Below are 21,409 nucleotides of genomic sequence, written 5' to 3'. Positions count from 1 at the left end.
GGGTGCTACTTCTGATTGCTTAAGCTTACGGACATCTGCGTAAGCCAAGCCTGTATAGCAGCTGAGAACACAGATGCCCTTAACCAAGTCCAGCTTTTCAATGGTAAACTCTTTTTCTATCAGGCGCACCAGGACCGCCAGCCGGCTGCCCGTAACCTGATTGAGTTGAACTAATCGAAATCAGGAACAGAAGCGTTCAACATTTATCCAGGCGTTTTTACTTGGATAGGTGATTAAATAGCACAAGCTTAAAGTTTATATGGATAAGATGTAGGAGTTTACTTAGCGGTTGTAGCCTGCTGTGTACTGCGTGTAGCCACCGAATACTGGTTGGCTTTGCGCGCCTTAAGCAGCGAAAGTATCTGAAAGTAGATAAACTTTGGGATATTTACCAGCGATGCATAAATGCGCTTATCAGTTTCTGAGTTGACCAGCGAAAGGTAAAAGCCCAAGACAAATAAGCCAAAGCCTGCCGCCCAAAGCGCCACTGCTGTCCAGCTTACCAGCACATTAACCGCCATACAAAGCACCGAGAGTATCAAAAAGATAAACAGCGGCGGGCGCAGCAGCACCAGGCCGAACAAAAACTGGTTTAAACTGAAGTTTTTTACCGACTGCAGCAGCAAAGTAAAACCATATTTAAAATATTTGAACCAGGTGTTAATCCAGCGGGCACGCTGTTTAACTAATTGCTCAGAGTGCGTAGTCTTTTCATCATACACAATGGCCTCGCCACTAAAGGCAATGCGCTTGTTTTGGCTTAAAATAGCTGCCTGTAGTACTTTGTCAAAACCTGCCCCGCTTACATCCCTACCACCCAGGCAATCTACATAAAGCTTGGTGGTAAAAGCCATACCCGAGCCTGCCAGGGTAGCTGATGAACCGGCTCCAAAAAGCAGCTGGCCATCATAAAAGTGATAGTAGATATCACGGGCGGCATCTAAACAGGCATAGGTGGTGTCCAGATTCTTGGCTTCTCTAACGCCTTGCACCGCCTCAAAGCCCTGGTCAAAGCGTTTATTCAGTTCGTTCAGGTACTCAGGATGGGCCAGGTTATCGCTGTCGATGATAGTAAGCCGCTCGTGTGCACGCTTAAAGTGGTTGATGGCATAAAAGTGCGAGCGTACGTTGCCGGCCAGGGTTTGCTCGGGGCGCAGAATGATGACCCGCTCGTCGTCAAAGTGAAGCCCGCTGACGTCGCATTTATCAGCTACAACATAAATCAGGTAGTTGCTGTAGTTAAGGGCCAGCAGTGAGCTTACCACCTCGGGTATGGCCGTTACCCATTCATAGGCCGTGACAATGATGGCATAGTCGGCCTGCACAGGTGCAGCAGTCGTGGTAACTCTCCGTTTATGTCGTATGCTGTAGATGGCTAACAGCAGCAGGGGCAGCACCAGATTATACCCAATCAGCACCTGAAACGCCATCCACATTATCTTGATGATTTGCATCTTTTTAATTGGTTTTATGTAATCATTACCAGCTTCAATACAGTAATTTAATTAGTCGTAGACAGCGGTAATGTCTCTTTCCTTTAATACCGGCTCAAGCACTGGGGCAATGCACGAGTGATGTGGGAAGGTAATCTAACATCTTGATCTTTACTGTAATTAGTAATTAAAAAAATATAGTAAAACTAAATGAACTACAAATTCCGTATGTAAGTCAAAGGTATGATACTAAAATTAATTAACTTGCTTTGATATAGTTAGAATTTTACAAATTTTTAGATAATTTATAAACCTGGTAATCTCCATTAGCGAAGAGATTCGTTAGCATATTTCCGATCCAATTTTATACTTAGCCGCGATTTATCGTCAAAAGACAACGTAAAACTGTACTTTTATGAACAGACATCACGGGCAACTGATTGAAAAGATAATTCGCTTAAATGGGTACAACATTAGCGAACTCGCACGGCTCCTTTCTGTAGACCGCAGAACTATCTATATATGGTTTAAGAAAAAGAGGTTAAAGAAGGAGGTAATACTCCAATTTGCAGAGCACATTAACCACGATTTTTCCGTAGACTTTCCGGAGTTATTTCAAAGCAATGATCAAAGCAATCCCTCATGGATTGCTGACCGTATGGAACAAGTCGACGAAGCCAATAATGATAATCCGGATAAAGATATTCATCAGAAATATATAGAGCTGTTAGAGAAGTATAACCAACTGCTGCAAAAAATCCTATTTGACTGATGATAATTACTATTGTCATCAATAGAAGGCCGTTAAATTAATTAAGCCGTGTTTAGCTTATTAAATCGAGTACCCGTCAAATATTACCTTGGTGCAGTATCATGCGCTTTGCTGGTTTTTATCGGTTTGATCATTTTTACTCCTCAAAAAGGAAATTCCATCAGTGTAACCACCATCGTGAACGCGCCTGGAGCCATGCCGAAGGGGCGGGCGCTGCGTTTGTCAGAAACGGACACCAGCAAAGTAAATCCTTATAATCGCTTAAAAAGGGATATTCATGATATTGAGCAGTACCGGTACGAAGCGGCTTATGAGGGTCATTCGTTGGGTGTCGAACCGGGAACGCTTTTCTATAATTCGCTTGAAATTAGTCTGGATGCATCAACTGGTAAGGAAGGTAAGGCATTATTATATCGATTGATCAGCAGATACAATACTTCCTTCCAGAACAAATTACCGGCGCAGCCATCCTCATCGGGTGCATTGAGCGATCAGGTGAGGAAAGTCAGCGATCAGTTACTTTGCCTGCAGAATTTTGCCTGGGATATCCGCGGCGGAAAGAGATTACGCCATACCAAAGAAACACTCACTGTGCTTTCATACTACGTCGCGCAGCCTATAAGCCAGTTTTCTTTAATCCCGAACACTTTTAGTCCGGAAAATAAGCGCATCACATCATTGATCGAGGCATATAACGGTGTGCAGCATCAAAGGCAATATCTGTTAAGTCATGATAAACAGAATACTGTTGGACTTTCACTGCTGCATCAACAATTATCTACGCTGCAGTCAACGCTAGCTGAGGCCATTAACAATGATCAGCTAATTATTGACCGCCTGTTAGCCATTACCATCTCCGGAAATAACAAGACATACCTCAGGCTCAAGGACAGTCTGCTGACGAGGTATGTTGGGCTAGTTCAGTTAAAGGGCAACAGTAGTTCAACCGAACGGTTACTCATTGTTGGTCAGCCGCGGGTCAATGAGAATCATGGGCCGCTGATCAGAGCCGTTGTGATCAGTCTGGCTGCGGCCATCGCACTTCTTACTGTAGCCATCTTTAGCAGCCAAATTAGTCTACCTAATCAAAATAAAAGATACATATTGCACAACTATGTTAACAGGATCCCCCACATCGAAGCTGTAAATCAAATAGTTAAAGGAACATCGGTTGAAGCAGACAGCATCCTAATCAAAACGATAGCCAATGTGCTGCGACAGAAAGTTTCTAAAAAAAATGTGTTTTTACTTACCTCGTTTACCGGTGCCTTTGAACGATTAAGTATAGCTGCAGCAGTTGCCAACGTACTTCCATCGCCAGGCCAAACGGTAGTTTTAGTCAACCTGGACTTTAGCGGGAAAGCTGCCGGTTATGATTGGATGGAGTTAAATAGCGTTGGAGTAAAAAATTTTATTGCCAATAAAATCCTTTCTGTTGACGTGCTACCTCAAATAATCTTAGGCAATACAGGCGTAAGCTATATAAGCCTGGGGACCCTTGATGTTAATAGCTTTGAGGACCAACAGGCTGCATCGGTAGAAGCACCCTTCATTGGTTCCAACCCGGACGCGTATATTCATCATCCGCGTCTTAAATTATTGATTAATCTTTTACGCTCCAAATACCATTATATCTTACTGCACGCTTCGCCATTAATCAACCCTGCAGACGTACTGCCGTTCAGTAACACTGCAGATCATACTATACTATTGGTACAAGAAGGGAGTTTGACGGTTTCCGCGTCGGACAGAGTTGATGCATGGGTTAAGGCAGGGAATCTCAATGATGTTACGCTCATTGAAGTATGAGGACTCCAAGTTGTTGACAACATTTTTAAGCGACTTTATGGATGTAGCGTTGAGGTTTAACAGTGTCAATCACAATAATTACACACTAATCATCCATAGTCAGCATCATGTTAAAGATGTGATGAATTATGGTGGACAATTTGATACGTCTGTATCGAAAGTTAACCTTAAACTAAATTAAATAGCTATGAAAAATTATCGCTTTTTTAAAAATTTATTGGCATGCATTGTTATGCTTGTTCTGTTGGGAGTCAATGCTTACGCGCTGCCCAAGCCAAAGGTCATGCGCAATAAAAAAGATATAAGGCCACTGGCTGCATTAAAATTAAAAAATGTAGAATTTGCTTTCAACAGAGCAGATATACCTGCCGCTTATTACAAGACGTTAAATAACGTTGCCAAATTAATGGTGGACAACGATGCTGCTTTGAAGTTGGGTGGTTATGCGGATAATAAAGGCGGTTATGTATATAACTGGAAATTATCAAAGGCGCGGGCTGAAGCAGTTAAAGCTTATTTAGTGAGTAAAGGCGGAGACGAAAGCCGTATTGCCGCGACAGAGTATGGTTATACCAAACCCGTTGCCTCCAATCATACCAAAGCCGGCCGCCAGAAAAATCGCCGCGTCGAAATCAAATTTGCGGAATAGCGCTCGTTGATCAACACTGGGATGCTGAACTCAAGCGGCTCAATGTTGTTTTTTTTACTAAATTTTCTGTTATTGTGTTGTTGTGTTATAAATATTGTCGTTTATGTAAAGCGGTTTTATTGTAAATGAAAAATATTGAGTTGTATGATAAAATGGTCGCTGTAAAAGAAAGTGTCCTAAAAAACAGGATACCAAACTTTGATGGAAAATTTTTACAACTATCAAGTTAAAGTCTCTCTCCACAGATATACTCCACATCAGGGTAAATAACTTCTCACTTTCAGGCTGATGGCTTATAAAGACGTGTAAATAGCGTGTACGAATATGGGTATTTCCTCATTTTCTTATACAGTTTACCACTACTCACTTGTTCCTCCTCCATTTGTAATGGAACAAATAGTGTTTGCCATATCGTGCAGCCTCCAGTCCGGAACATTGCATTATTCAGTAATTAAATAAAGTATGAAAGCCGAAGATCTACACTTGAAAAGTTTGTACTTTAAAAAGTTATGGGATAACTTTTATGAAAAGCTACACCATCAACGGGTATCGTACCAGTTTTTGCCAACCTCTAAGCAGGGAGCCAAAAGCCAGATTTTAATCGTTGACAGCGAATGGAACATGCTAAAGTTGTTATATTCTGTCCTTAAAAGGCAGTATCAGCTGGTCATTAAGCATTCGCCGATTGAAGCGATGATTTGGCTGGAAGAAGGGAATTCACCATCACTGATTATTTGTGAATATGGTTTGCCTCACTTTGATAAGGCCTCTTTCGTCCAATTAATCAAAACCAGCGGTTTTTACAAATCAACGCCAATCATTGTATTGTCGGAAACTGAAAATCTGGAACAGAAAGTAAGTTCGCTGCCTTTTAAAGTTAACGCGATGTTGCAGAAGCCTTTCAATCCTCTGACCTTACTTACTGTCATTAAATCCCTGCTGCATGAACCAAAGCTTACCATTGCCAGCTGAACAACCTTTTTTTTCCACCCGCACCAAAATTGCCTATGTGGGGTCGGAGTTCAGCCGTAGTTTGTGGGATGACCTCAAGCTGAGTTACCATGTCGATTTATTAGAATCCATAGGGTCATTGGAAGCTCAGTTAGGAGAAACATCCTTTCTCAATCTGCCAGATGTACTGCTCTTTGAAGTGGGCAACGACGAGGCCTGTTTTTCGTGCATTGAACGTATCCGTATGCAGCCATCGCTGGAAGGTCTGATTATCATCCTCCTCAGCCGGCAAGAAAGGCAGGATTGGCGGGTCAGGGCGGTTTCTCTTAAAGTACATGATCTGTATGTTTACCCATTTGATACAACTGATTTAATAGATAGGATCAGATTTTTGATCAAGATACGTGTGGTGAGGCCATTGCAAGTCAATAGGCCGATCGGCAAACAACGGCAAGCCCTTGAATACAAAATGCCGATAAGCAAGAGAATATTTGACATTGTCGTATCTGCGGTTGCTTTATTCCTCTTATCTCCTTTTTTCTTGGTGATTGCACTGATCATTGCTCTGGAGTCCAGAGGGCCGGTAATTTATCGCAGTAAGCGGGTGGGTACAGGTTATAAAGTGTTTGACTTTTATAAGTTCAGATCAATGAACAGCAGTGCTGATCAGCAATTGGACCAGTTAGCTTCCCAAAATCAGTACGCGGGTGGACATAATAAGAAAGCCGTATTTACGAAGATTTCAGATGATCCGCGCGTCACTCGGGTGGGCCAGTTTATCCGCAATACCAGTATTGATGAGTTACCGCAACTCTTTAACATTTTGATTGGCGACATGTCTTTTGTGGGTAACCGGCCGCTACCGGTTTACGAAGCCGAGCTACTTACATCCAATGAGTGGTCGATGCGGTTTATGGGACCGGCCGGGCTTACCGGGCTCTGGCAGATCAGTAAACGCGGTAAAAAAGATATGTCCGAGACCGAACGTAAGGAGCTTGATAACTTCTATGCCAAGCAACACTCTTTCTTTCTTGATCTGAAAATTATGATTAAGACTATACCTGCCTTGATACAAACAGAAAAAGTTTAATTGAAATAATGCACCACCATATTAAATATCTCTTATCTCCCGTATTTTTTTGCCTGATCTGCCTGAGTGCGCAAGCACAGGAAAGCATGATCAGTGGAATATCTTATCCTTACCTGGAAAGACTGATCAGCATTGCAGAGAATAACTACCCTGAAATGCAGGTTAAAGACTATCAAATCAAGATCGCTAAGAATAACGTTACGAAAACCAGTGTAAGCTATTTAGATGCCTTCAGCTTTTCTTACTATTACCGGCCAACGCAGGCAATTGACGTGAGCAACCCGAATCTATTTAACGGTTACCAGATTGGTCTTAATCTAAATATTGGCACCCTGGTTCAAAAGCCTTTTGCTACCAAAGAGGCGAAAGCACAATATAAAATTGCGCAATTACAGCAAACCAGTTACAAGCAGAACCTGGTTGCCGAGGTAAAGAAGCGATATTTTACCTATATGGAGCAACTTACTCAGCTTAAGTTACGCTCTAAATCTTATACGGATGCACAAAGTTTAGTTACCCAGCTAAGGAGTAAGTTTGAAAAAAGCGAGGTGAAATTTGATGACCTTACCCGGGCATTGATCCTCGCTTCCGAACAAAACCAGTTCCTGATCTCTGCAGAAGGCGGGACATTTGCAGCTAAGGCAGCCCTCGAAGAATTATTGGGAGAAAAGTTAGAAAACATCAAGCCAAATGGAAATTAAGAATTTTTACCTCTTCTTAAAACGGTATAAGTGGTTATTGGTCATTGTACCTGTAATTGCCCTACTGGCTACCGTTTTCCTGGTGCGCAAAATGCCTAATGTTTACCAATCGCAAACGCAGATTGTAACCGGCATTGTAGACCAGACACAGCAAGTTTTAGAAAGCCAGGATGATAACGGCCGCAGTACCCGCAATAACGAACAGTTTCTGAACATGATGGAAACACTGCATCTTGACAAAGTACTGGATCAGGTTTCATTCAAACTATTGATCCACGATTTGTCAGACCATAAGCCGTTTCGTGATCATGAGGATCAATTGTCATCCTTAAGCAGCGTCGATAAAAACAGCATCATTGGTCTCTTAAACAGCAAGCAGGCGTCTTTCGAAACGCTTAATCTGAATGTTCCAAAAGAGAAATTTATTGATTCTTTAATCAGGCTTGTTGGGTATGATCATAAAACTTTGCTCGATCATAACTTGGTGATGTACCATAGTGATGGAAGCGATTTTATTACCATTAATGCAGAAACAGCTAATCCCGACTTATCGGCGTTCATCGTCAATAATTTGGCAAGTGTATTCATAAGTTACTACACGGGTAATGTCAATGAAGGGCATACCAAATCTACTTCGTTCCTCGCCAAGCTTTTGAATGATAAAAAGCAATCGATGGATGCTAAAATTGCTGCCCTGCAGCAATTCAAAGTGAAGAACAATATCCTGGATATGGATAATGAGTCGAAAGGGGTGTACGCACAATTAACGGATCTGGAATCCCGCAAGCAACAGGCGGATAAAGATGTTATTGCCTATGCCGGTGCCTTGAAAGCGATTAGCGACCGGTTTAATCCTAAAGACAGGCAATATGTAGAAGCGTCATCAACTAAAATCAATGGTTCAATACTGAGCACCAGAGAGCGCCTTCGAGCCATGAACGATAAATACATTCAAAACAACTTTGATAGCCGGTATAAAAAAAGTGTTGACTCTCTTCAGGATGCTTTGAATGAACAGATTAACGAATCCACTGATCATGTGATTAGTAATCCGTTAGCTGCAAAAGATAACCTGGTGCAGGAAAAACTGAAAATGGAGAATGAACTGGAATTAGCTAAGTACAGTTCAAACTCACTCAACCGGCAATTAAGCGGACTGAAGGGCAAACTTAACGGTTTAGTGCCATCACAAGCTACTGTGCAGTCATCAGAGCGGGAAGTAGAGGTAGCCACTAAAGAATACCTCGATGTACTGGATAAATATAACCAGACAAATATATCCACCAGTGTTCCGGTTAAGCTCCGTCAGCTGCAAGCGGCTATGCCCGGAAGCCTGCAACCTTCCAAGAAGATGCTATTAGTGGCTATGAGCGGCATTTCGAGCTTCGTTTTTGTTCTGGTGATTTTACTGGGTGTATTTTATTTCGATAACGCTATCAGAAACAGTGATGATCTGGAGCAAAAAACACAGATAGCGGTTATCGGCCATCTAAACCACGTACCTAACATTTCACCCGCATATAAGCATGCAAAAAGCAAGTCAGAACATGACCATCATATTCAAATATTCCGAGATTTATTAAGAGCTGTACGCTTTGAAATCGACAATAACTTCAAAGATGGAAAGGTGCTGGCCGTCACCAGTCTGGAGGGTAATGAAGGTAAAACCCTCGTTTCTTTCAGCCTGGCCTATGCTTATGCTATGATTAATAAAAAAGTTTTGCTGATTGATGGGAATTTTACTAACCCGGCAATCAGCGGAACGGTTAAGTTTCGCGAGTACCTGGAAGATTATTTTTCGGGTGACGAACACATGCCGGTTGAACATCCGGAGACTGAACAAGTAAGCATCAGAAATAAGCGTGTAGGTTTGATGGAGTTTAATGCTCAAACCCCCATTGGTGATACATTGCAAAAACTGCAGATTACTAATAACGGGCTCAGCCAGTCGCCGGTGAGTATACTCAGTAATAAGGGAAATAATGTTTCCTTGCTGGAAATCAGTACTCAAAACAATATCGAGTCAAGGTTGGATGAATTAAAGGAGCAGTTTGACGTCATCATTGTGGAAGCAGGGTCGCTCAGCACCTTTAACAAATCAAAAGAATGGATTCTGTTTGCAGATAAAGTAGTCGGTGTTTTTGCTAACAATCACCAGATCAAAAGTTCAGACAAACGCAGTGTAAAATATCTGCAGGAGTTGAACGGTAAAATGCTGGGCTGGGTTTTCAATAAAATGCCGGTCAACTATGCAGGTTCAGAAATATAAAAAAAGTTAATGCACGTTCAAAAGCAAAGCAATCAATCAGGGCTTAATCAACTGAGTCTGACCCAGCGTTTAGTACGGCTGCTCGCCATTGTGCTGGTCTTTGTGTGCCTGGCTGGAATTACACTTAAAATTCTATTTTTTTAAATGCAAGGGTTGCCAATTGAATCGGGTAAACGCATGCTGAAGCGTCGGTATGATCAAATGCTGTTTGACATTAAAAGTCAGACTTTAGGCGATATCGTGTTGCATCCGGTGGCCTGGGTGACCCTGGCATCACTCAGCATTCTTTTTAGTGCGCTTATTGTCAAGTACGGTATCTTATCTGTCGTTGTCATTCTGGCGGGCATATTGAGCCTGCCGTTCGTTTATACCATGCTCGCTTATCCGCGTATAGGCATCGTTATCTTATTAGTGTCGGCTTACCTGGTGATGTTCGTGGAAAAGGTGGGTGGTCATCCACCTGTCGGGGTTTTTATGGACGGACTGGAGCTATTATTATTTGCCGGGTTTTTCCTAAAGCACAAGTATGATAAAAGCTGGGCTTTTACTAAAAGTCCGGTCACTGTGCTGCTGTTATTGTGGATCGGTTACAATTTTGCTGAGGTCATTAACCCGGTGGCTGCATCCCGCGTGGCGTGGCTGTTCACGATCCGTACCGTAGCGATTGTTACCCTAACTTATTTCATATTTCTTTATTATATCAATACGGTAGCCCAAATCCGTTTAATTCTTAAGCTTTGGATCGGTCTGTCGTTACTCGCCGCTTTGTACGCGCTGAAACAGGAGTACTTTGGCTTTTCTGCATTTGAAAAAGTTTGGTTAGCCGATAACCCGAGTGCCTCCAGCCTTTACTTCATCGGCGGCCACTGGCGCAAGTTTTCAATATTCTCCGACCCTGTTGCCTTAGCCTACAATATGGTGATCAGCCTGTTGCTCTGCTTCAGTTTATTGTTTAGCAACATCAGGCTTTATAAAAAGGTGATGCTGGGTGGTTGCATGGTCGTTTTTACCATGGCGATGCTGTACTCGGGCACACGCGGTGCGTTCGTGCTTATACCTGCGGGCATGGCAATCATCTTTATACTGAAGCTGAACGTTAAAACATTTATTGTTGGAGCTGTTGTTGCCGCAATATTTTTGGCCGCCATTCATATTCCAACGTCAAATCAAACATTTCTCCGGTTTCAATCGGCATTTAAGCCATCTGATGATGCCTCATATAACGTGCGAAAAGTGAACCAGAAGCGGATACAGCCATACATCAAATCACACCCTATGGGGGGTGGGCTTGGGTCGACCGGAACCTGGGGGCAGCGATTCTCGCCCAATACTTATCTGGCTTCGTTTCCGCCCGACAGTGGCTTCGTCAGGGTCGCCGTTGAAACCGGCTGGATCGGCCTGGTGCTGTTGTCTGCCTTTTTGTTCACCGCGTTGAAAACAGGAATCAATAATTATTTTCAAATTCAAGACACGGAACTCAAGACGTACTGCCTGGCGATGACGGCAATCATTTTTGCGCTGACGATAGGTAATTTTCCGCAAGAGGCGCTGGTTCAGTTTCCCATCAATATTTATTTCTATCTGGCGCTGGCCTTGGTCATCATCACCTTACGGCTTGACAGGCAGAAACAATCCACCGGTTTAATTAACACCATCAAGTAATCATCAGAATATGGACATCGTTGTAGTCGGGCAGCAGCCCTGGGACGTAGAAATCGGAAGCAACTGTAAAAACATTGCTTTAGAATTTAGTGAACGCCATCGCGTGTTATATGTTAACTCGCCGCTCGATAGGATTACGATGATTCGGGGCAGGAGTGATGAGAAGGTCAGAAAGCGGCTTCAAATTGTTTCCGGTAAACTGGAAGGATTGCAGAAAATTAAAGATCGGCTATGGAATTTGTATCCTAATCAGATTATTGAGTCAATTAACTGGATCAAAAACGACTGGCTTTATACCCTGTTGAATAAATGGAATAACAAACGTTTCGCCAAAAGCATCGCCGTTGCGCTTAAAGATCTGGATTTCAAAGATTACATTTTATTTAATGATAGTGATATGTTCAGAAGTTTTTACTTAAAAGAACTGCTGCAGCCCAAGCTCACTGTTTATTACTCACGTGACTACTTGCTGGCCACTGAATATTATAAATATCATGGTGAAAAGCTTGAGCCTCAGCTAATAAATAAAAGCAGCTTATGTGTTGCCAATTCGACCTACCTCGCTAATTATTGTAAAAAGTACAACCCTAATTCCTATTATGTAGGTCAGGGTTGTGACTTATCCTTATTCAATAAAACTGTAGTCAGTGAAAAGCCATCAGATATCCGGTCCATCAGAGGTCCGATCATCGGTTACGTAGGGGTACTTTTCAGTACGAGGCTGAATATTAATATCATTCGTGATGTTGCTCTGAACCATCCGGAATGGCAGATTGTGCTGGTAGGTATAGAGGACGAGGCCTTTAAGTCCAGCCTGTTACATGCCATGGATAATGTTCACTTTCTCGGGCATAAGGAAATGGAAGAATTGCCTGCCTATATAGAGTGCTTTGATGTCTGCATCAACCCTCAGATTCTGACCGAACTTACCATAGGCAATTATCCCCGCAAAGTGGATGAGTATTTAGCCATGGGTAAACCTGTAGTGGCCACGCGGACGGAAGCCATGGAGATTTTTGAGGATTATGTGTACTTGGCCGATGAGCGAGAGCAATATTCAGCCCTAATTGAACTGGCACTGGTCGAAGATTCTGCTGAGCGTAAACAGCAGCGGAAAGCGTTCGTGTCTCAGCATACTTGGGCTAACAATGTCGAAGAAATCTATAACGCTATTGATCATGTGAGTAAAGCTATCAGCGCTTAAGGAATGTTTAACAAAATAAAAAGCAAACTAAAAAACAGGCATTTTCTATCGTTAGCGGGAAACGGTGCTATGGCAGGGTTAAGCCTCATTACTTACAGCATGCTGTACCGTTTGGTTAGCAAAGTTGACATGGGTAACTGGGTGTTTTTTCAGTTTTCCTTCATATTCATTGATACGATACGAACCGGTTTTCTGCAAACGGCTTTGGTCAAATTCTATCCGGGCGCTTCCAGGGAGCGTGCAGCTAATATCAGCGGTTCGGCTTGGTATATTGGCTTATTGCTTACTTTGATATTCCTGATTGTCGACGCCGGCGCTTTTGCCGGTTTACATTGGTTTGAGAATGCGAGTGTCATACTCTTTATCCGGTGGGCTGGTGTTGCTTACCTGCTCACGCTGCCGTTCAACGTGGCTACTTGGATATTACAGGCTGAGCAGCGTTTTGATAAAATACTTTATATCAGAGTAATCAACCAAGGTTCATTTATCTTGCTGCTTGTATTCTTTTATTTTTTTAACGGCCATCATCTCACTTTGCGCTATGTAGTTTACAGTTATTTGCTAAGTTCTATGCTTGTGAGTTTAGCTTGCCTGCTTACCGGCTGGGCACAGCTGGGAGCGTTGTCACAACGTACTAGCGCATGTACGAGTGAAATATTTCATTTCGGTAAGTATTGTGTTGGTACGGTTGTTAGCTCCAGCTTGTTTAAAACTTCTGATACTTTCATTATCAACTTTATGTTGGGACCCGCTGCCTTAGCTAACTATAATTTGTCTAGCCGCTTACTGGAGGTTATTGAGATACCTATACGCAGCTTTTTAGCTACGGCGATGCCCGAAATGTCTGTTGCAGTAGCTGCCAGCAACTATAGCAAGGTGGCCGATATCATGAAGAAATATGCGGGCATGCTGACCCTGCTGCTAATACCGGTAAGCGTAGTGGCCATCGTATTTGCCGACATGATTATCGGATTGATTGGGGGAGGGAAGTATGTTGGAACAGAAGCTGCGAACGTTTTTCGCATTTTTATGTTGTTTGCTATGCTTAATCCAATCGACCGGTTTTTAGGCATTACGCTGGATATGATTAATAAGCCGCAGCTTAATTTATATAAGGTGCTGATCTCTCTGGTGGTTAACGCAGGTACGGATGTTATTGGTATTATGCTTCTTCGCAACGTTTACGGGCCAGCTTTTGCATCTTTCTTCACCTTTATTGCAGCACTGATTTACGGTTATATACTGCTGAGGAAATATTTGCATTTCACGATGCTGGGTATCCTGAACACTGGATACGTTAATCTCAAGCGAACCGTTTATGATCTGATCTTCAAATTAAAACTGGCAAGGGCATGAACGCTTGCACGTGAATTATGAACTTACCGGTAATCTAAAATTTGGAAGGGATCCTCAAGCGGATAACTACATCCTAGAACAGCTTAAGATATGAAAGCTTACCAGTCACTGATTTGTATAGTTGGTTCAGTAGCATTTATATTTTTATGCTGTACCAATCCCAATGCTTCATCTCAAAGCAGAGAGGCAGGAGCTTTGTTGCAAAAGCCTAATGCTGCTCCGTTTAAAGATTTCCTGGGCATTAACGCATTTGAATGGGATTTTTTGCAAAACCCTGCTGACCCTAACAATGGTTTAGCCATTTTTGAGCCTAAAATGGCACTCATCCAATCCTTCGGCGGCGTAAGGCATTACCTGGATTGGACTAAAATAGAACCGCAAAGGGGCATTTATACCTTTAATCCAACCGCCAGCGGCGGGTGGAACCTGGATGTAATTTATCAGCGTTGTAAGGCATCGGGTATTGATGTTTTGGTCTGCCTTAAAACTTGCCCGGAATGGCTGTTGTCGACTTATCCCGCGAATGAGCGGGACAACGAAAATGTACCGATTCCCTATGGCGCTGATAAGAGTCATCCTGCATCGTACCTTGATCAGGCAAAGGCTGGCTTTCAACTCGCCGCAAGGTACGGCAGCACTCGAGTAGACACCTCTTTATTAACCGTAAGCCGCAAGCCCAGATGGACTAATGATCCGGTCAATATGGCAAAGACAGGATTAGGTCTGATTAAATATATTGAATGCGACAATGAGCGCGACAAATGGTGGAAGGGAAACAAAGCACGCCAGTCAGCAGCGGAATACGCTGCCAACTTATCTGCTTTTTACGACGGTGATCAGGGGCGGCTGGGTAAAGCGGTTGGCGTTAAAGCCGCTGATCCTAATATGAAGGTGGTTATGGCCGGATTAGCCGCACCTGACGTACATTTTGTCGAAGAAATGATCAACTGGTGTAAAGACCATCGCGGATTTCAAAAAGACGGCCGTATCAATCTTTGTTTTGATATCATCAATTACCACCTATATGCTAACGATCACCTGAGTCATCATGATCAACAAGGGAAAGTGGGTGTAGCACCTGAACTATCGGAGGCTGCTAAAGTAGCCGACGATTTTGTGGCCCTGGGAAACAAATATAAACTCGACGTATGGGTTACCGAAAGCGGATACGATATTAACGATAAAAGTCCGCAAAGGGCGATTGGCATTGGCGATAAAAGTGCCATGATTACTCAAGCCGACTGGACCATCAGAACGGCTCTCCTATATGCCCGGCATAGCATCCGTAAGAACTTCTTTTACATGCTTTATGATGACAATCTGCAAAGTCCGACCCAATATGCGTCATCCGGATTTGTGAATAATAATTTGTCGAGGCGTCCAGTCATTAATTATGTCAGCCAGGTAAAAAACTTAATGGGAGATTATCATTATAGTCGTACAGTCAGTGAATCTCCACTGGTGGACGTATATGAGCATGCGAACAGGAAAATGTATGTGCTCGTTAATCCCGAACAACAAGGACATATTGTAGATTATGTGCTCGCTTTACCTCATTGTAAACAAGTTGCAGTTCATAAGCTGAATGCAAATGGTCCGATGACCATCAGTCAGCCTGTTGTTGTAAAGAACGGTCAGCTTAAGATTAAGGTATCAGAAACCCCTACATTTATTGAACCCTTAAACAGGTAACCTGAACAAATAAACTTTTAGGATCAGGCCTACGTATAACCGTTTTTAAAGGAGTTATATGAGTAAGCTACGTTTTATCATCACCATCGCCATATTATCATCATTGGCGGGCTTGTATTTTTACAAATCGGCGGGATTGCTTACTCTCAGTTGCACAACGGTCGTTACACTGGCAGTCTTCCTTGCAACGCCGAAGTCACAGGTGCAATGTGCGGTGATCAGGCCACTACACCAAAACCTTTAACCGAAGATGAAGGGCGGTTAAGTAAAACTAAAAATTATTGATTGACCGCTTTTTTGTTCTGTATTTCTGAAAGGCCTTCTAATAACTTGGTGTGTTTCTCCAAAAGGCTAATGTATTTACCCTGCCAGTCGTGGTAACCGGATACATTTAAGTTTACTACACTAGCTCCTGGGGTTGTTTTAACGTAGCCAGGTTGCAGGTCATCGGCGCTGAAAAGCTCCGGTAATTGATCAGCGAAATCATGGCTGATATGGATGCCAATTTGTTTGACCAATTCCTTGCTTAATGAAACCTGTTTGAACCAGTTGTATACGGTTTTTCGGTCTACAGACATATTTCTGGCCAAATCGGAGATGTTGATCCCCAAATTCCGGATACAGTGTTCGACAATTTTACCGTGGTGAACGCTCATGTTTGATGCAGTTAGGTTAATTATACAGTGCAATCTCGAATCCATAAAACTTGTATTTATAAAAATCTGTAAATCAATATTTTATATTATTAATTATTTTTTTTATATCTTATAACGGTAGTTATATTTCTCGAAGTGGGCAAAAAACGCCCCATTTTTGGAAATATGTTTTATGCATCTAAATAGTATGAAGGATGATTCTGGCCATCGTGTTTACGAATAGCTTTATCCCAGGCAGGGCTTTGGGTGCCTGCCAGGTAGCGGAAGATGCCACGAATAACGGCATAGTTCATCATACAGAAGTAGTAGGGGATGAACAGCGCCTTGACTTTGATCTCCCTGCGTTCCAGCAGCCAGCCGGTTAGCGCTGCTGTGTAAAAAACGACCTGCGTGGCCAGCAGCACCTGGTAAACCAGCGATGCATGGCCCTGAAGCACGATCACAGCGTTCAGGATCAAGGCCAAAATCATCAGAAAGGGAACTACGGTCCACCTCAGCACCCGGTGGCTGATGTACTGGAAAGATAAAAGTGGCTGCACCAAAGGATTCAGCAAGCTTTTAAGCCAAACGATGGACTGCAAGCCGCCCGCTGCAATGCGAATCTTGCGTTTGAGCTCTTCTTTGACGTTGGCCGACGAGGTTTCGCTGGCATAAGCCTCGGGCTCGTACACCACCCGGTAACCTTTTTGGGCTACCAGCAGCGAAATCATAAAATCGTCCAGAATAGCGTTGGGCGATACCGGCTGGTAAAGCCCTGTGCGGATGCTGAAAAGCTCACCTGCAGCGCCTACAACCGAGTAGAGCTCCGAATCCCAGGCTTTAAGTTTCGACTCGTATTTCCAGTAAAAGCCCTCGCCGGCGGTAGCATCAGCTGTAGCCTCTACCATGACCCGCTTTTCGCCTGCTACGGCACCCACCTTAGCATCGGCATAATGGCGGCAGATGTTGAGCAGGGCATCCGGGTTGAGGAAGGTGTTGGCATCGGTAAACACGACTACCTCGGTGGTCACTGTGTCCATGGCACGGTGAACGGCTGCAATCTTGCCCCGGCGCTCGGGCGAGTGCAGCAGCCGGATCTGCGGATAAGCAGCCACCAGCTCGGGGGTACGGTCGGATGAGCCGTCGGTAACAAAAATCAGTTCGAGCTTGCCCTCGGGGTATTGCAGTTGCAGCGTGTTTGTAATCTTTTGGGTAATAAATCCTTCCTCATTGTAAGCGGCAATCACCAGGCTGCAAGCGGGGAGGGTGGCCTCGCTAATAGCCGGAACTATGGGCTTTCCCTTAAATATACGCTTGAGCTTAACCAGTGCAAACAGCAAAATGCCGTAACCGGCAAAAGCGTAAAAAACAATAAACAGGCTAAGCCAAAATAATATTTCCATAAATTAATTAAAGGGGTATCCTAAGTGAGTGCTGGTTTTGCTGTTGGTAAAGTTCCACCTGATGGCCTTAAACAACAGGCCTGCAAATCCTTTGTGGCCCTGCCGGGCATAACTGAGCAGGTTGCGGGGGGTAACTACCGATAAAAAATACAGGTAAAACACCATAATAGTAAAGGCGGAGGGAGCATTACGCCGGATAAACAAAATACGGTTACGGTTCATAAAGTACTCCTTGAGTCCGCTCATCTTACCTACCGAAACCGATTCTTTATGATAGATCAGGGCTTTGGGCTCGAGCCATATTTCGTAGCCGGCACGCTTGATGTGATCGTTCCAGTCCATCTCTTCGTAATACAAAAAGAAGTTTTCGGCCATCAGGCCTGCTTGATCCATGGCCTGGCGCCGCACCATCATGGCAGCGCCATGCACATAGCCGGTAGGGCCGGTGGTATGATCGTACTGGCCTTGATCCTGCTCAAACTGACCGATGCAGCGGTTGCGCATGGTATAGTAGTTCATGGGGGTAAAGCCGGCATACTGCAGCAGGTGAGGCTGATCGAAATAGCGTATTTTAGGTGATACCATGCCCACCTTGGGATGCTTGTCTAAAACCGCCACCAGGGTTTCTACCAGTCCCGGGGTAAACTCGGTATCGTTGTTGATAAAGAACAGGTAGTGGCCTGAAGCGGCGGTGATACCTAAATTGTTTCCGCCTGCAAAACCCAGATTGACATCCGAGCGTATAAAGGTCACGTTAGGGTATTGGGTTTGCCACTGCGGTACCGGGTTTTGCTTACTGGCATTATCCACCACAATGATCTGAATAGCCGGATAGGTATTTGTTGACGCAATAGAGGCCAGCAACTGCTCAGTGACCTGATTTTGATTGTAATTAACCGTAATGAGCGATACCTTTTTCATAAAAGATCGAAATTATTAAACCGATCCGGAGACTTATGCATTTGATTTGTAAGGGCCCCGCGTCTCCTCTTTGCGCCATGAATAATCAGGGCTAGGCTATTAATGGCCCTAAAATAATACGCTGCACATTTAAAAAAGTTATGCGCTGGCCGAATGAGATTACAGGTCTCTTTGTTTGGACAACGCGTATGCTCTTAAAGACAAGCAGTGATCCGTATCAATTCCAAGGTATAAAATAGCGGGCAATTACACAGGTACAGTTAATTCACATATGTTGAACGGTATTTCACAGTTTTGGTCACGATTTTTCTTTTAAAGAAAAAATATTTACCAGATCGCTGTAAAAATGGGGAAATGATTGATAGATTGTTCGGTAGGCGGTAAAAAAGATTTCGGACGGCATCGTATTTGTCGCTTTTTGTAAAGCTGCACCGGTGATCACTTTAATGCTGCCATAGGTTCATTTGATGGATATTTTTTGCAACTGGTTTAGGCACGAAATTATTTCGCTCCCATGAAGATCGCACATTTAATTCTGGCGCATAAAAATCCTGAACAGGTTGCAGCACTCATTGAGTCGCTACAACATCCGGCTTTTGATTTTTATGTACATGTCGATAAGAAGACAGATATCACTCCGTTTGCATTGCTGTTCAATGAAAGCAATGTGCGTTTGTTGCATAACCGTGCTAAAATTTACTGGGGCGAGTGGGGGACTATCCAGGCTACGCTCAACGGATTTCAGGATATTTTGCCTGGCCAATACAATTACATTAATGTAATTTCCGGTCAGGATTTCCCTATCAAATCCGCAGAGTTTATCTATGAGTATTTTTGCAATAACCGTGGAACTGAATTTATCACCTGTGATCCGGTGAAAGGTGGGGACTGGGGGGATGTGAGTTCTCGTGTAGAAGACTATCATTTTATTAACTGGCGTATACCTGGAAAGCATTCTTTAGGAAAGCTGGCAACGAAACTTTTTCCGAAGAGGAGATTTCCATTAAACTATAAAGTAGTAGGCCGTGCCAATTGGTTTGCTCTGACTACAGATGCTGTGTCGTATGTCCTGCATTTTATCAAAGGCCACCCGCAAGTCAGCAACTACTTCCGATACTGTTGGGGTGCTGATGAATTTATTTTCTCCACCATTCTTTATAATTCCCGTTTTAAAGATCAAATCCAGCCTAACTTGCTCTATGTCGATTGGAGCGGAGCTGATATTGGACATTCCAGGCTGCTTGGAGTACAGGATATGGCCAATTTAAAAGTTTCGGAAAAATTATTTGCCCGTAAGTTTGATTTAGAAGGTAACCCTCCGATACTGGCTATGCTCAAAAAGCTGGTCGTTGGTCGATCTGAATCTTTTTCGGGATAAGTTACATTAGTCAATTTAACGTATCATCATGATTGCAAAAACACCCAACCGTAAGGTAGCCTACTATTGTCTGAACGATCCGCTTGATAAACGTTCCTGGTCAGGGGTAACTTTTTATTTGGGACAGGCGTTGCAACGTAACGTTGGAGAAGTCGATTTTTTGGGACCTGTCGAAATTCCTTGGCTGCTGGATAAAGCCATCAGAGCACTACAGAAATTGTCGCGCTTGATGTTTAAAGCAGAGTGGATTCCCAAGTACAGCCTGCTCAAGAACCTGTATGCCATGCAAGTTTTAAAACGGAAAATGAAAGGGCAGAAGTATGATTTTTTGATGGCCCCGGCAGCCGCTCCAGAGTTGGCTTACTTGAAAACAAACGTCCCAATCGTTTATTTTGGAGACGCAACCTATAAGATTTATAGCGAAACTTATCATCAGGAGTTCAAAAACGTTAGCCGTTTTTCAAAGTGGGAAGGCGATCACTTGGAAAAAAAAGCGTTGGACAAAAGTGCGCTTACTATTTTTACTTCTCACTGGGCGGCGGGCTCCGCTATGGCTGATTATGGAGTACCTGCAGATAAGACGGAAGTTATATTGTTTGGCGCTAATATGGACGATGCACCTCTGCGTGACGTTATATATAAAAAATATGCCAACGGGACACTCACCCTATTATTTCTGGCCGTAGACTGGGAAAGAAAAGGGGGAAGTATTGCTTTTGACACGCTTAAAAGTTTGCGTGAACAAGGCCTTGATGCCAAACTAATTATCTGTGGCTGCGTGCCACCGGCCGGATATGATCATCCGGATATGCAAGTCATTCCTTTTATTAATAAAAACGACCCCGAACAGTACGAATTGTTTGTGGCTACCTTGTCCTCATGCCATTTTTTGATTTTACCAACCCGGGCAGAATGTTCGCTCATTGTCGCTAATGAAGCTAACTCCTATGGAGTGCCAGCCATAACAACTATAGTTGGAGGCGTGCCGGATGTCGTAATAGACGGCGTAAACGGGTACTGTTTACCGCTGAAGGCAGGCGGTTATGAGTTTGCCGGATTGATCAAAGAGATTTTTACTGACCACATGCGTTACGCGAAGCTGGTAGAGACGAGCCGGAACAGGTTTGAAGCTGCATTGAATTGGGACAAGTGGGCAGAGCAGTTTCAAACGGCATTGCAAAAGCATGACATTTAATCAAATTACCCTTATGCGTAATTTGAAGGTGAAGATTCGAAGCTTTGATTTGTCAGTTTAACGAACACAACATAATGGAATTGGTGCAGTTAAAAATGGCTGTCTTTTGCTAAAGTAACCTCATTTCAAAGTTTTTGTATTTATCAGTTATACATTGGCTACCTAAATCAAATAGCCATATGACGTTGTAAAGCCTTCTTGCTTCAACCCCGTCTTAGTAAATAACTTATTTATTGGCTATCATGAAATAGCGAAATTTTAGGTAGCTACTTAGGTGCTCACCTAACTG

The 21,409-nt window shown here is 43.3% G+C and carries 17 protein-coding genes; 13 read left to right on the top strand and 4 right to left on the bottom strand.

What is annotated here, in order from left to right; genetic code table 11:
* Nucleotides 1-278: 278 nt before the first annotated feature.
* Nucleotides 279-1,454 carry a glycosyltransferase gene (locus AAGR14_RS17310; protein ID WP_342645495.1) on the bottom strand — a complete coding sequence of 392 codons (1,176 nt, stop codon included), beginning with the start codon at nucleotides 1,452-1,454 and terminating at the stop codon, nucleotides 279-281.
* A 394-nt stretch (nucleotides 1,455-1,848) separates the two neighbouring features.
* Between AAGR14_RS17310 and AAGR14_RS17305 the strand changes: the two genes are divergently transcribed.
* The 11 genes from AAGR14_RS17305 (at nucleotide 1,849) to AAGR14_RS17255 (ending at nucleotide 15,588) form a co-directional block, all read left to right on the top strand.
* Complete coding sequence (locus AAGR14_RS17305) at nucleotides 1,849-2,205, top strand: helix-turn-helix domain-containing protein (RefSeq protein WP_342645494.1); 357 nt, start codon at nucleotides 1,849-1,851, stop codon at nucleotides 2,203-2,205.
* A 48-nt stretch (nucleotides 2,206-2,253) separates the two neighbouring features.
* Entirely contained in the window at nucleotides 2,254-4,014 is a 1,761-nt protein-coding gene (locus tag AAGR14_RS17300) for a hypothetical protein (protein WP_342645493.1), read from the top strand.
* Nucleotides 4,015-4,201: 187 nt separating this feature from the next.
* Entirely contained in the window at nucleotides 4,202-4,663 is a 462-nt protein-coding gene (locus tag AAGR14_RS17295; protein ID WP_342645492.1) for an OmpA family protein, read from the top strand.
* 462 nt (nucleotides 4,664-5,125) lie between these two features.
* Nucleotides 5,126-5,635 carry a response regulator gene (locus AAGR14_RS17290; protein ID WP_342645491.1) on the top strand — a complete coding sequence of 170 codons (510 nt, stop codon included), beginning with the start codon at nucleotides 5,126-5,128 and terminating at the stop codon, nucleotides 5,633-5,635.
* The gene (locus tag AAGR14_RS17285) at nucleotides 5,607-6,704 is read left to right on the top strand and encodes a sugar transferase (RefSeq protein ID WP_342645490.1); all 1,098 of its coding nucleotides are present in this window, start codon (nucleotides 5,607-5,609) and stop codon (nucleotides 6,702-6,704) included. Before AAGR14_RS17290 ends, AAGR14_RS17285 begins: the two co-directional genes overlap by 29 nt.
* 86 nt (nucleotides 6,705-6,790) lie before the next feature.
* Nucleotides 6,791-7,405, top strand: a complete 615-nt coding sequence (locus tag AAGR14_RS17280) for a TolC family protein (RefSeq protein WP_342645489.1) — start codon at nucleotides 6,791-6,793, stop codon at nucleotides 7,403-7,405.
* The gene (locus tag AAGR14_RS17275; protein ID WP_342645488.1) at nucleotides 7,395-9,674 is read left to right on the top strand and encodes an AAA family ATPase; all 2,280 of its coding nucleotides are present in this window, start codon (nucleotides 7,395-7,397) and stop codon (nucleotides 9,672-9,674) included. Before AAGR14_RS17280 ends, AAGR14_RS17275 begins: the two co-directional genes overlap by 11 nt.
* Nucleotides 9,675-9,818: 144 nt before the next feature.
* Nucleotides 9,819-11,336, top strand: a complete 1,518-nt coding sequence (locus tag AAGR14_RS17270; protein WP_342645487.1) for an O-antigen ligase family protein — start codon at nucleotides 9,819-9,821, stop codon at nucleotides 11,334-11,336.
* Between the two features lie 10 nt (nucleotides 11,337-11,346).
* Entirely contained in the window at nucleotides 11,347-12,540 is a 1,194-nt protein-coding gene (locus AAGR14_RS17265; RefSeq protein ID WP_342645486.1) for a glycosyltransferase, read from the top strand.
* Nucleotides 12,541-12,543: 3 nt separating this feature from the next.
* Complete coding sequence (locus AAGR14_RS17260; protein ID WP_342645485.1) at nucleotides 12,544-13,896, top strand: oligosaccharide flippase family protein; 1,353 nt, start codon at nucleotides 12,544-12,546, stop codon at nucleotides 13,894-13,896.
* 90 nt (nucleotides 13,897-13,986) lie between these two features.
* On the top strand, nucleotides 13,987-15,588 hold the full coding sequence (locus AAGR14_RS17255; protein ID WP_342645484.1) for a hypothetical protein: 1,602 nt from the start codon (nucleotides 13,987-13,989) through the stop codon (nucleotides 15,586-15,588).
* 278 nt (nucleotides 15,589-15,866) lie between these two features.
* Here the strand turns inward: AAGR14_RS17255 and AAGR14_RS17250 are convergent, their stop codons facing one another.
* The 3 genes from AAGR14_RS17250 to AAGR14_RS17240 all read right to left on the bottom strand — a co-directional run bounded on the left by AAGR14_RS17250 (nucleotide 15,867) and on the right by AAGR14_RS17240 (nucleotide 18,547).
* The gene (locus AAGR14_RS17250; protein WP_342645483.1) at nucleotides 15,867-16,244 is read right to left on the bottom strand and encodes a hypothetical protein; all 378 of its coding nucleotides are present in this window, start codon (nucleotides 16,242-16,244) and stop codon (nucleotides 15,867-15,869) included.
* 170 nt (nucleotides 16,245-16,414) lie between these two features.
* The gene (locus tag AAGR14_RS17245) at nucleotides 16,415-17,626 is read right to left on the bottom strand and encodes a glycosyltransferase family 2 protein (protein WP_342645482.1); all 1,212 of its coding nucleotides are present in this window, start codon (nucleotides 17,624-17,626) and stop codon (nucleotides 16,415-16,417) included.
* Between the two features lie 3 nt (nucleotides 17,627-17,629).
* Nucleotides 17,630-18,547 (bottom strand): glycosyltransferase family 2 protein, encoded by a 918-nt coding sequence (locus AAGR14_RS17240; protein WP_342645481.1) that lies wholly within the window; start codon nucleotides 18,545-18,547, stop codon nucleotides 17,630-17,632.
* 514 nt (nucleotides 18,548-19,061) lie between these two features.
* On the opposite strand from AAGR14_RS17240, the gene AAGR14_RS17235 reads away from it, so the two are divergent.
* Both AAGR14_RS17235 and AAGR14_RS17230 read left to right on the top strand, forming a co-directional pair.
* Complete coding sequence (locus AAGR14_RS17235) at nucleotides 19,062-19,925, top strand: beta-1,6-N-acetylglucosaminyltransferase (protein WP_342645480.1); 864 nt, start codon at nucleotides 19,062-19,064, stop codon at nucleotides 19,923-19,925.
* Nucleotides 19,926-19,953: 28 nt separating this feature from the next.
* On the top strand, nucleotides 19,954-21,120 hold the full coding sequence (locus tag AAGR14_RS17230; RefSeq protein WP_342645479.1) for a glycosyltransferase family 4 protein: 1,167 nt from the start codon (nucleotides 19,954-19,956) through the stop codon (nucleotides 21,118-21,120).
* Nucleotides 21,121-21,409: the final 289 nt, after the last annotated feature.

The organism is Mucilaginibacter sp. CSA2-8R (assembly GCF_038806765.1).
Lineage (GTDB): Bacteria > Bacteroidota > Bacteroidia > Sphingobacteriales > Sphingobacteriaceae > Mucilaginibacter.
This window is presented reverse-complemented; position numbering and strand designations above follow the sequence as displayed.